Raw genomic sequence first — 12,546 nt, forward strand, 5'->3', positions numbered from 1 at the left:
GATGGGGTCATGGCCTCGGAACGCCCGGGGTACGGGTAGATCCTAGCTAACCATATAGCCGGCCCCCGTTGCCGTCCCGTTAACGCCTGTGTCACGGCCCTGCCCAGGCGCGCCGGGGATCACCGTACGACGGCGGCCGCACAGGACGGCGGGAACAGCGGACGACGGCGGCGATCACTTTTGGTGAGCCCCGCCGTCGTCCGCGTTTATGGGTTGCCGTGCGTTCTGCCGATCAGTCCCTACTGATCCGCTGCGGTGCCAAGCGTGACGTCGAACGTCTGTTCCTGGCCGTTGCGCAGGACCGTGAGCTTGACCTTGGAGCCGCCGGCCTGCTCGCGGACGGCCGCGGTCAGCTGGTTGGGCTCGCTGATGACTAGGTCGTTGAACTTGGTCACCACATCGCCCACCTTGATGCCGGCCTTGGCTGCCGGTGAGTTTGCCTCCACCGTGGCCACGTCAGCGCCGACGGAGAACCCTGACGTCGTCCCGCTGGATGACTTGTCCCGGACGCTGACACCCAGCTGGCCGTGGGATGCCTTGCCGGTCTGGATGATCTCCTGCGCCACCCGCTTGGCGTGGTTGATGGGGATGCTGAAGCCCACGCCGATGTTGCCGGCCGTGGACGAGGAATCGGAGCCGGCGGACGCGATGGCCACGTTGACGCCGATGATCTCGCCCTTGCTGTTGACCAGGGCACCACCGGAGTTGCCGGGGTTGATGGCGGCATCCGTCTGGATCACGTTGATGGAGATGGACCCCTGGTTCGCGGTGCTTTGGCCCTGGCCACCGTTTGGCGGTGCGAACTGGAAGCCCTGATCGCCGCCTTGGGAAGTGTCGCCTTCCTTGGGTGCTGCCGATGACGCCACGCTGATGGTCCTGTTCAGCGTTGAGACGATGCCGTCAGTGACTGTGCCCGTGAGGCCCAACGGGGAGCCGATGGCGATGGCCGTGTCGCCGACGTTGAGCTTGCCGGAGTCTCCGAGGGTGCCAGGGGTGAGCCCGGAAGCCTCGTCCACCTTGATCACCGCAAGGTCAGAAAGGGGGTCAGTGCCCACCAGTGTGGCCTTGAGGACCTTGCCCGCACTGGTGCGGACCTCCAGAGCTGCGTCGGCGCTCTGGCCATCCAGGGTCACCACGTGGGTGTTGGTCAGGATGTGGCCCTGGTCGTCCAGGACGATGCCCGAGCCGGTCCCGCCGGAGCTGCCGCTGGAAGCGCTGATAGTCACGACGCTGGGGGAAGCCTTCAGTGCGGCCGCCGTGATGGCGTTGACATCGTCCTTGTTGTTTACAATCACGGTCTCAGGCTGGCTGCTGCTGGCGGCCGACGGAGAGCCGTTGTTGAAGAGGTTGCCCGAACCGACTGTGGCTACGCCGCCACCCACGAGGCCGGCGGCCAGGATGCTGGCCACCAGGGTGCCTACGCCGAACGTGGCTTTGCGGCGCGGTGCGTCGGCAGGATTCGGGGCAGCGCTGTACTGGCCCGGAGCGTACTGACCTGCACCGTACTGACCCGGGTTGTGCTGACCCGGGTTGTGCTGACCTGCAGCGGCGACGGGCGCTGCCGAATGCGCTCCGTGCTGGGCGTACTGGGGGCTGGGAGCCTGCTGGCCCGGAGCCTGCTGGCCATAGAAGGGCTCGCGGGGAGGATAACCCGGACGGGGCGCACCCGGCAGCGGCTGAGTGGGGTTCTCGGGTGCCCCGGATCGGTCCAGCTGCTCGGTCGGATTAGCCTGACCGGCAGCGTCACTGCGGACCTCCGAAGGGTTCTCGTCCGCATTCCGGTTCTCATCCGGATTGCGGTTCTCCGGCGCTGCACCCTGGGTTGGGTTCTCAGTCATTGGACTTCCTTTCATCCTCGTCTGCATTAACTATGTACCGTCTGGCTGGAACTGGGGCGAACGTTGGCTGGGAGGTTGCTGGGAGACCGAATTCCGCTGCCAACAGGCTCTTCCGGGGGTTTCGCTGGTGGCATATTCGCCGCTGTGGACGCACCAAGAGGTGCACCATAGAATCAAAAGGAAATGCCACAGCGACCTGCGGCTTTACACCACGCGTGGGGGCGCTGCTGCATTCTGAGACGCTTATTCGTCCCGAATCGGTGTCAGTCGTGCTGAAGGGTTGCACATGCGGTCAAAGTTCAAACGTATCCTCGCCGTGATCGGCCTGACCGGGCTGCTCGCGGTTCCTGCCGGCGCGGCCTGGGCTGAACCGCCAGTGACCATTCCATCCGGAACGAACATTGTGGATAACGCCAAGGTTCTCGGCGGACGCAGTGGCGAGGTCCAGGAAGCCATCCAGAAGCTCCTGAAGGACCACAAGTACAACCTTTATGTGGTCACAGTGGACTCCTTCGAGAACCCCACGAAGCCGGAGGACTGGGGCAAGGCGGTTGCGACACAAAAGTCCATGGGCAAGGCCGATGTCCTGCTGGCCATCTCGACTGCAGGACAGTTCTACTTTGCGACGGACGCTGCGAGCACCATCAGGTCCAAGCAGTCCACCATCAGCCAGAACGCCGTCACAGCCAATCTTGCGGGCGGCAAGAAGGACTACGCCCAAGCAGCTATTGACACAGCAGCAGCCATTGGCGACGCCGCGGGCGGCGGCAGCGGCAACGTCCCCTCGGGAGACGGCGCCGGCGCAGCTGTGCTCGTTGGCACGGGAGTAGCCGTCGCCGGTGGGGCCGGCGCGTACCTTTACTTCCGCAACAAGCGCAAGAAAGCTGCTTTGGCATCCAGCGCCAGCTACGGCCCCCAGGGCGCCGAGCTCGATCCGCTGGCTTCGCTCAGCATCGACGAACTCCGCCGCAAGAGCGGTTCGCTGATCATCGAGGCTGACGACGCCATCAAATCCAGCGAGCAGGAACTCGGCTTCGCAGAGGCCCAGTACGGCGATGCCGCGGTGGGAAACTTCACCAAGGCCCTGGCCGAAGCCAAAGCCCACATGTCCGAATCCTTCAAGCTCCAGCAGCAGCTTGACGACCACATCCCGGACACGGAAGAACAGCAACGCAGCTGGCTCGGCGAGATCATCCGCCGTTCAGAGGCAGCGCTCGGCTCGCTCCAGGAGCAGAAGGCCGACTTCGACTCGCTCCGCGAGCTCGAGAAGAACGCCCCGCAGGCACTGGCAGCCATCAGCGCCGGAGCCCATGAAGCCGATGCCAAAATCGCCAGCGCCGAACAGTCACTGACGGCTTTGCGAGCCAAGTACGCGGACAGCGCATTGGTTCAGGTCGCTGACAACATTACCCAGGCCAAGGAACGCCTGGACTTTGTGCAGAATGCCACTGCCACTGCCCAGGAGAAGCTCACGGCCGGTGAAGGCAGCCTCGCCGCGGTCGCCGTGCGGGCGTCTGAAGAGAGCCTGCACCAGACCAACGTTCTGCTGGACGCCATCGCCAAGGTGTCCGCCAGCCTGGACGAGGCCCGCAACGGCCTGGAGGCGGCCGTCGTCGAAACCTCCCAGGACCTCGCCCAGGCGAAGGCCATGATCCAATCCGGAGAACACCCTGAACTGGCCGGCCCGGTCGCCGGCGTTGAGGCCGCCCTGGGCCAGGTCAAGGCCGAAATCCAGGGCGGGAAGATCGATCCCATCGCCACCCTGCAGCGCGTTGAAACTGCGCACCAGGCGCTGGACCAGTCCCTCACCGGCATCCGGAACCAGCAGGACCAGGCCCGCCGCGCCCAGGCGTCGCTGCAGCAGACCATTATGTCGGCGCAGGCGCAGATCAGCGCCACCTCGGACTACATCACGGCCCGCCGAGGCGGCGTCGGCACCGAGGCGCGCACGCGGCTCGCAGAGTCCCAGCGCAACCTCGATTATGCGCTGTCCATCTCCCGCAACGATCCCGTCACCGCCCTCACATACGCCCAGCAGGCCCACGCCCTCGCGGCACAGGCAGCGCAGCTGGCCCAGGCCGACGTCGACAACTTTGGTGGCTACGCCAACCAGGGCTTCGGCGGCGGGGGCATGTTCGGCGGTCGCGGCGGAGGCGGTGGCGGCCTCGGGGGCGCCATCCTTGGCGGTATCCTCATCAACTCCATCCTCAACGGCGGCAGCGGCGGCGGCTGGGGCGGTGGCCACAGCGACGGCGGCGGCTGGGGCGGGGACTCCGGCGGAGGGGACTTCGGCGGCGGAGATTCGGGAAGTTTCTGACCCATCAAAGGCTAGGCGTCGGCAGGAACGAACCTGCCGGCGAAAAGAAGCGGTAAACAACTGTTCACTGATCTCAGTGGCCACCATTGAGCAGGACGAAAGGTAACACCATGGTTAAGCAGTCCATTTTCGGCCGGATCGCACAGCTGGCAAAGGCAAACATCAACACTTTGCTGGACAACGCTGAGGATCCGCAGAAGATGCTGGACCAGATGGTCCGGGACTACACAAACAACATTGCGGAGGCCGAATCCGCAGTGGCCCAGACCATCGGCAACCTGCGTATGCTCCAGGATGACTACCGCGAGGACATCAAGAATGCCCAGGACTGGGGCAACAAGGCCCTCGCCGCATCTCGCAAGGCTGACGAATACCGCAGCGCCGGCGACAGCGTAGACGCCGAGAAGTTCGACAACCTCGCGAAGGTAGCGCTGCAGCGCCAGATGTCCGCGGAAAGCGAAGCCAAGGGTGCTGAGCCGAGCATCGCCTCGCAGACCGAGGTAGTGGACAAGCTCAAGTCGGGCCTGGACCAGATGAAGGGCAAGCTCAACGAGCTCACCAGCAAGCGCAACGAGCTGGTTGCGCGCTCCAAGACGGCCGCGGCACAGTCCCAGGTGCATGATGCCATTAAGAGCATCGACTTCATGGATCCCACCAGCGAAGTTGGCCGCTTCGAAGAGAAAATCCGCCGCGAAGAGGCCAAGGTCCGCGGCCAGCAGGAGCTTGCCGCGTCGAGCCTGGACGCCCAGTTCAACCAGCTGGAAGACCTCGGCGAGCAGGTGGAAATCGAAGCACGCCTGGCAGCCCTGAAGTCCGGCGGGGCCAAGCCGGCCATCGGCGCTTCCGGCGCGAGGTCCGAGTCCACAGTCGACGAAGCCGACTTCGACAAGCTGTAGCCAGCCACGTCCGCCGCTGAGCGGGCCAGCCGGGGCCGGGGTTCATCAGGAACCCCGGCCCTTGCCATGCCCGGACAGAACCCGCAACCGGCCGTGCGGCTGCTGTCGCGGATGTGTAGCGTGGAGGCCATGGTCTCCCCCGTCGCATCCTCCATCGTCTGGCTCCGAGATGACCTTCGCCTGGACGATAACCCGGCCCTGTCCCACGCCGTCGAACTCGGCCTGCCGCTTACGGTGGTCTACATTCTCGACGAGGAATCCCCCGGAATCCGTCCCCTGGGAGGCGCGGCCCGCTGGTGGCTGCACCATTCACTGACGTCCCTGGCGGCGGCGCTTGCTGAAGCCGGTTCCATACTCACCCTCAGGCGTGGACCTGCCAGCCACGTGATCCGGGACCTTGCTGCCGAAACCGGCGCGCAGCACGTGCTGTGGAACCGCCGCTACGGCGGTCCCGAGCGGTCCCTGGACGCGGACATCAAAGCCTGGGCGGCGGAGAACGGCATCGAAGCCGCCAGCTTCCAGGCCAACCTGCTTTTCGAGCCGTGGACCATCACCACCGGCAGCGGCGGCCCCTACAAGGTGTTCACGCCCTACTGGCGGGCCTGCACGGCGTCCGGCGAGCCCCGCGAGCCACTGGATGCGCCAGCCGGCCTGCCCTCCCCCGCCGTTGCCTGGTCGAAGAACAAGGCGGGCAGCGACGCGCTGACAGGGTGGTCGCTGCTGCCCGCGTCCCCGGACTGGAGCGGCGGACTCGCTGAGACCTGGGAACCCGGGGAGGCCGGAGCACACAGCAGGCTTGAGGACTTCCTGGACGGGCCCGCACAGGACTACGGCACTGGGCGGGACATTCCCGGTGTGGAAGGCACTTCCAGACTCTCTCCGCACCTCCGTTTTGGTGAAATCAGCCCGTTCCGGGTCTGGCACGAGCTCCGCCGCCGCTTCCCCCGCGAGGCGACGCCCGACGTCGGGATCTTCCGGTCCGAGCTGGGCTGGCGGGAGTTCTGCTGGCAACTGCTTTACGCCAATCCCCAGCTGGCTACGCGAAACTACCGGCCCGACTTCGACCGCTTCGAATGGCAGCAGCCCACCGCGGCGGAACTGGCGGCGTGGGAACAGGGCCGGACCGGCTATCCGCTGGTGGATGCGGGGATGCGGCAGCTGTGGCAGACCGGTTGGATGCATAACCGCGTCCGGATGGCGGCGGCGTCATTCCTCGTCAAGAATCTCCTAGCCGACTGGCGTCTGGGCGAGGCGTGGTTCTGGGACACCCTGGTGGATGCCGATGCAGCCAGCAACCCCGCCAACTGGCAATGGGTTGCAGGCTCGGGCGCCGACGCGTCCCCGTACTTCCGGATCTTTAATCCCGTCACGCAGAGCAAGAAGTTCGACGCCGACGGCCGGTACCTTCGCGAGTTCATTCCGGAACTCGCCCACATGGACCGCAAGGCCATCCACGAACCGTGGAGGCAGCCCGATGTCCAGGGCTACCCCGCGCCCGTGGTGGGACTCCCGGAGTCCAGGGAGCGTGCGCTGGCCACCTACCAGAAGCTTCGGGAGGACCGGCAAGGCCCGGACAACGTCACCGGCCCGGAAATCAGCGGCTGACTTTGCCCATCAGGGAGGCGATGGGGCGAAGGAAGAGGGGACGGGCCAGGAACCAGGCTGCCACCATGGCTGCCACCGAGGCGACGAAGACCCAGAAGCCGACCCAGCCGGCGTCGTCGCTGCCGCCGTACATGTGGTTCAGGTTCCGCAGTGCACCGGTGGCAAGCACCAGGAAGACATGCACCACGATGAACGCCACGAAATAGATCATGACCGGGAAGTGGATGGCCCGCGCCAGCTCAATGGGGTAGGCCTTATTGAGGGCGGTGGCCTTCTTGGGCCAGGCGGAGGACGTCCGGATACCGGAGATGAAGGCAAGCGGTGCGGCGATGAAGACCGTGGCGAAATACGTCAGCAGCTGCAGCGCGTTGTAGTTGACCCAGCCGTTGTCGGTGGGCCAGTTCAACGAGGCGTACTGAAGCGCTGCGGAGAGGGCATTGGGGATAACGTCCCAGCTGGTGGGCACGATCCGCATCCATTGGCCGGTGGCGAACAGCAGAATGGCGAACACCAGGCCGTTGAGGACCCACAGCGCATCCAGCGTCAGATGCAGCCAAAGCTCCAACGTGATCTTGGTGGGCGCGTTCCTGGTCTTGATCAGCCCTTTGTTGTTGCGGGTCCAGTGGCCGCTGGGCCGCGTGGTGGTCCGCACCTGCCAGCCGGTCCGGATGATGAGCAGCAGGAAGAAGCCGTTCAGGAAGTGCTGCCAGGCCAGCCACGCCGGGAATCCGACGGGCGCACCCTCAGGAAGTTCCGAATGGCCCGGATAATCAGCCAGGAACGAGGCCACCGCCGGAAGGCCGGTCATCCACTTGGCCAGCAGCACCACGAGCACCAGCACTACGAGAGCGGCAGGAACACCCCAGTAGAGTCTGGATCTCTTGCCCGTCGAGGAGCCGGGCTTCTTCGTGGGTGTGGACATCGAACAACATTCCTCTCGAGAATGACTGACCAGGTGCTCAAAGGGCTTTGCGAACGAGAATACTAGGAACCAGGAGTAATCGGGCAAAAGAAGACCCCGACCGGCGTAATGCCGGTCGGGGTCTTCTACATGGTTGCGGGGACAGGATTTGAACCTGTGACCTCTGGGTTATGAGCCCAGCGAGCTACCGAACTGCTCCACCCCGCGTCGCAAGATCAAGACTACCGTACTTTGGAGTAGGTAAAAACCAATCGTGATTGAGGGTCCCCACGACGCCGAGGTTGGGTGCCTGGGACGGGTCCGCTTAAACCAAAAAGTCCGGATTCTGTTTCCAGAATCCGGACTTTTTCGCCAGTTGCGGGGACAGGATTTGAACCTGTGACCTCTGGGTTATGAGCCCAGCGAGCTACCGAACTGCTCCACCCCGCGTCGCAAGATCAACTCTACCGTCCGGTGAACGGGAGGCCAAATCCTGGTGGCGTGATGTGCGTCTCGCTGGGTCAAACGCNGTGAACGGGAGGCCAAATCCTGGTGGCGTGATGTGCGTCTCGCTGGGTCAAACGCCTTAGTTGCTGGCCGCCGGCGAGGGCGTCGCCGTCGGCGTGGCTTCCGGCGACGGTGTCGCCTCGGGCGATGGCGTCGCCTCAGGGGCCGGCGCCGGGATCTTGCCCTCGGCGTCAATAGCCTTCTGCAGGGCCGCCGCGAGCTTCTTCTGCTCTTCCCCGTAGGCTGCAAAGTCGCCAGCCGCCAGGGCTGCCTGGCCCGCCTTGATGGCGGCGTTGGCCTCATCCAGCGCGGCCTTCAGGTCAGCTTGGGCACCTGCACTCACCGGCGGTGTTGTGCCAGGAACAGGCGGGGTCTGGCCGGTGTTGCCGGAGTCGCCCGCGGCAGCGCCGGAGTCGCCGCCGAAGAGTTGCTTCAGGGCTCCGTCGAGGGTCGGCGCAAAGCCGACCTTGTCGCCGAAGGCCACCAGCACACGCTGCAGGGTGGGGTAGGACGTCTCACCGGTCGACTTGAGGTAAACCGGCTGGACATACAGGATGCCGCCGCCCACAGGCAGTGTCAGCAGGTTGCCGTTGAGCACTTCGGAGGCACCCTGCCGCAGAAGGTTCAAGGCCTGGGACACCGTAGGATCGGAGTTGAACTTGTTCTGGGCCTGGCCTGGCCCGGGAACCTGTGTTTCCGGCGGAATCTGCAGCAGCCTCAGCTTGCCGTAGCTTTCAGCTTTGACGCCCTTCTCGTTTCCGGCGTCAGAGTCGGCGGCCAGGAAGCCATAGAGGACGTTCCGGGCAGTGCCGTTAACGATCTGCGGGATGAAGGATGAGGTGAGCTGGAAGGCCGGCTTTTCCTGGTCAGGCATCTGCAGTGACATATAGAACGGCGGCTGCTTGACTTCCGTATCCACGGTGGGATCGTTCGGCACGCTCCATACTTCGTCACTCTTGTAGAAGCTCACTGGTTCCGTGACGTGGTAGCGGCCCAGGAGCTCCCGCTGCACCTTGAACAGGTCTTCCGGGTAACGGACGTGGCTCATGACATCGCCGGACATCTCCGAGTACGGCTTCACGGACGCGGGGAAAACTTTCTGCCAGGCCTTCAGGACGGGATCCTGATCGTCCCATGCATAGAGGGTCACCGAGCCGTCATAGGCGTCGACCGTGGCCTTGACCGAGTTCCTGATGTAGTTCACCGAGCTGTTCGGCAGGGCAACCGTCCGGCCTGAAGTGGTCTGGGAGTCCGCGGTGGCAGCCGAGAGCTGCTCCTGCTGCGAGTACGGGTAGTACTGGCTGGTAGTGTACCCGTCCACGATCCACTTGACGCGGCCGTCAACAACGGCCGGATAGGAGTTGCCGTCAACGGTGAGGTACGGGGCAACCTTCTCCACGCGGTCACGCGGACTGCGGTCGTACAGGATCTGGGATTCTGCGTTAACTCCGTCGGAGAGGAGGAGGTCCGAGGACTGGAACTTGATGGAGTACAGGACCTTGTTGAAGAAGCTGCCCACGTTGGGCCCGCCGTTGCCGGTGAAGGTGTACTGGGTTTCCCCGTCCCCTTCCTTGCCGGAAGGCCTGTCCTGTTCGCGGTGCGGTGATCCCGCAGGCGCCCCGACAATGGAGTACTCCGGGGAGTCTTCGCCGAAGTAGATCCGCGGCTCGTAGGTGGAGTCATCGCCAAGTACACCGGTGGACGGGATACCCGACTGGAGGAACTCCGGCTTGCCGTCGACGGTGAACTTGTTGCCCTTGGCCGCCACCACGCCGTAGCCGTGGGTGTAGACGACGTGCTGGTTGAGCCAGCCCTGCTGGTTGGTGGCAACGTTCGCCGGGTTCAGCTCGCGCACGGCGATGACCGTGTCCTGGATCTTGCCGTCAACCTCGTAGCGGTCGACGTTCAGTGCCTCCGGGAACTGGTAGTACGGGCGGTACTGCTCCAGCTGGGAGAACGCATCGGAGATCAGGTTGGGGTCCAGGAGCCGGATGTTGGCCGTGGTCTGGGCGTCCGGGGCCAGCGCCCCGGTGCTGGCAGTGTTCGTCGCGTCATAGCGGTCCACCTGAATCTGGTCCAGGCCGTATGCCGCCCGAGTCATTTCGATGTTGCGCTGGATATAGTCCTTCTCCAACGTCTGCTCGGAAGGCCGCACCTGGAACTGCTGGATAACCCACGGGTACACGCCGCCGGCCAGGATCGAGGTGATGATCAGCATGGCCGTGCCGATGACCGGCAGGCGCCAGCGGCCGATGACCGCCGCAACGATGAAGAGGATGGCCACCAAGCCTGCCGCCACGGCGAGGATCGCCTTGGTGGGGATCACGGCGTTCACGTCCGTATACAGTGCACCGGCCCAGCGCCCGCCGTTACCCTGCAGGGCGGCGTAGCGGTCCAGCCAGAAGTTTGCGCCGAGCAGGATCAGGAAGGCTGCGCCGGTTACCGCGAGGTGGATCTGTGCCGCGCGGCTGGTGAACACGCCGCGTTCCATCAGCCGGATGCTGCCGTAGAGGTAGTGCGTGAGGATTCCGGCGATGCCGGCCACCACAACCACGCTGATCAGGAAGCCTGTGACGAATCCCAGGAACGGAAGGGTCATGAGGTAGAAGCTGATGTCCAGGCCGAACTCAGGATCGCTCTGGCCGAACGGTTCCTGGTTGAAGAACAACAGCACTTTCTGCCATTGGCTGGCCGCGGCGCTGCCCGCGAACAGTCCGAACAGGATGGGCAGGCCCACCATAACGACGCGGCGGACCGGTTCAAGCTGGGCCTGGTAGCGATTCAGGTTGTCGCGCATCTCGGAGTCCGGCGCGTACACGGGCCGTGCGTGGTAGGCAACCCGGATGGCAAAAAAGACGGCCAGGAACATAAGCGCGAAGCCGGCGAGGAAGATCCCGATCCGCGAGAGGTTTTCTGTCACAAACACTTCGAAGTAGCCGAGCTGCCGGTACCAGAGGACGTCAGTCCATACGTTGGCGAAGAAGATGAAGCCCACCACTGCGATGGCAACAACAATCAGCGTGGGCGTTAGGGCCCCGCGTCGCGAGGGGGGTCTTCCGGGCGGGATGGGGCTGGTAGGACGGGACAAACTCGGTACCTCATAGCTGGTCGTCAGGTTTACATGAGAAGCGTGCGTGCGGTTGACGTCCGGCACCGGTCAAGCGTGTGGCAACGTCCGTCATATCTGCCACGAGTGGCGGTAAAGCTTAGTTCCTGGCCTCAGTCTAGTTGCTGGCGCAGACCGGCAAAGCGCCCGGGTCCTGCCCGGATCCGGCGAGTTCGACGGCGTGACGCGCCTCTGCGATGTTCTCCACTTTGAGCACCTGCAGTCCCTCCGGCACATGGCCCACAACTTCGTCGCAGTTTTCTGCCGGGGCGAGGAATACGGTGGCTCCCCCGGCACGCGCGCCCAGCATCTTCTGCCGGATGCCGCCGATGGGACCTACGGTGCCGTCGGGGGTGATGGTCCCCGTTCCGGCGACATGTTTGCCGCCTGTCAGGTCCCCCGGCGTCACGGTGTCGATGATGCCAAGCGAAAACATCAGCCCGGCACTGGGTCCGCCAACCTTGTCCAGTGAAATCTTCACGTCGAACGGAAACGTGAACAGGTACTTGAGCATGACTCCGAGAATGTAGCGGCCCGCACCGTTGTTCATGGGGGTGATGGTCTGTGTGACGGATTCCCCTGCGCGCTGCACCACCAGGGTGGCCGGTGCTCCCTGGCCGGCGGCCAGTTCCTCCTGCACCACGGCGAGCGATGTGATGGGTTTGCCGTTGATCGATTCGAAGATGTCGCCGTTTTCAACCTTGCCGGCGGACGGCGAACCACCGGGCAGCCCCGCGGCCTGGAGCTGCTGGCCGAAGGGAATGTCGAGCTCCTTGAGTGCTGATGCCACCGCATTCTCCTGCGACGACGTCATGGCCACGGAGCTCTGCTCGTCGGCCTCCTCCTTTGTGGTGCCACTGGGGTAAAGCAGCTCCACCGGGTGAACGGACTTGGACCCGTCCAGCCAGGCGGTGAAGGCACCCAGGACGCTCACCGGGCCGTTGGGGCCGCCATCGACATAAACGGTGGTCAGGTCCAGATTTCCCTTGGCGGGATAGGTTTCGTGGCCCGTCACGCTGATGACAGGGCTGCCCTGGCTCTGGCCGATTGTGTTGAAGGTGGGTCCGGGGGATTCCACAACATAAGGCACCGGGACGGTGACGGCCGCGATCCCCAGACCCAGCGCCAGGACGCCGGAAAGCATCATCACGGACACCCGCCGGTCCCCCGGCGGGGAGCTGCGGGGGGCATTCTGCCCTGTTGGCGGGGGGCCGGCTACACCTGTTCCGGGCGCTGCGGCACTCGCTGTGGTGCCGGCGTCGAGCTCTGGAGCGTGGTCCTCTTGCGGATGATCGCCGCGGGTTGTAGTCACTGAATCAACACTACGCGGTGCCGCCCCCGGCCAGCTCTTTGCCTACAGCGAACGTGACGCCTGT

7 protein-coding genes and 2 tRNA genes are annotated in these 12,546 nt (G+C 64.6%); 3 read left to right on the top strand and 6 right to left on the bottom strand.

The features are described 5' to 3' along the window. Positions 1-239: 239 nt before the first annotated feature. Entirely contained in the window at positions 240-1,838 is a 1,599-nt protein-coding gene (locus NG696_RS20190; protein ID WP_252567320.1) for a trypsin-like peptidase domain-containing protein, read from the bottom strand. Between the two features lie 286 nt (positions 1,839-2,124). Here NG696_RS20190 and NG696_RS20195 point away from each other — a divergent pair, with 286 nt between their 5' ends. The 3 genes from NG696_RS20195 to NG696_RS20205 all read left to right on the top strand — a co-directional run bounded on the left by NG696_RS20195 (position 2,125) and on the right by NG696_RS20205 (position 6,656). Further along, positions 2,125-4,155: a TPM domain-containing protein gene (locus NG696_RS20195; RefSeq protein WP_252567322.1), complete on the top strand. Its 2,031-nt coding sequence runs from the start codon at positions 2,125-2,127 to the stop codon at positions 4,153-4,155. 110 nt (positions 4,156-4,265) lie between these two features. Beyond that, positions 4,266-5,051: a PspA/IM30 family protein gene (locus NG696_RS20200; protein WP_248759829.1), complete on the top strand. Its 786-nt coding sequence runs from the start codon at positions 4,266-4,268 to the stop codon at positions 5,049-5,051. A 129-nt stretch (positions 5,052-5,180) separates the two neighbouring features. Then, complete coding sequence (locus NG696_RS20205; RefSeq protein ID WP_252567324.1) at positions 5,181-6,656, top strand: cryptochrome/photolyase family protein; 1,476 nt, start codon at positions 5,181-5,183, stop codon at positions 6,654-6,656. On the opposite strand, the gene NG696_RS20210 is transcribed toward NG696_RS20205, so the two are convergent. From NG696_RS20210 to NG696_RS20230, 5 genes are all read right to left on the bottom strand, one after another. After that, positions 6,646-7,578 (bottom strand): cytochrome b/b6 domain-containing protein, encoded by a 933-nt coding sequence (locus NG696_RS20210; RefSeq protein WP_252567326.1) that lies wholly within the window; start codon positions 7,576-7,578, stop codon positions 6,646-6,648. The genes NG696_RS20205 and NG696_RS20210 overlap by 11 nt on opposite strands. A 130-nt stretch (positions 7,579-7,708) precedes the next feature. After that, a tRNA-Met gene (locus NG696_RS20215) sits at positions 7,709-7,785 on the bottom strand. 148 nt (positions 7,786-7,933) lie between these two features. Then, positions 7,934-8,007, bottom strand: a tRNA-Met gene (locus NG696_RS20220). A gap of 136 nt (positions 8,008-8,143) precedes the next feature. Beyond that, positions 8,144-11,152: a UPF0182 family membrane protein gene (locus NG696_RS20225; protein WP_252567328.1), complete on the bottom strand. Its 3,009-nt coding sequence runs from the start codon at positions 11,150-11,152 to the stop codon at positions 8,144-8,146. A gap of 136 nt (positions 11,153-11,288) precedes the next feature. Then, a complete protein-coding gene (locus NG696_RS20230) occupies positions 11,289-12,482 on the bottom strand; it encodes a YlbL family protein (protein ID WP_374208680.1) in 1,194 nt (397 codons plus the stop codon). Positions 12,483-12,546 lie beyond the last annotated feature (64 nt).

The sequence above is a fragment of the Pseudarthrobacter cellobiosi genome, assembly GCF_023913755.1.
In the GTDB taxonomy this organism is placed as follows: Bacteria; Actinomycetota; Actinomycetes; order Actinomycetales; family Micrococcaceae; genus Arthrobacter; species Arthrobacter cellobiosi.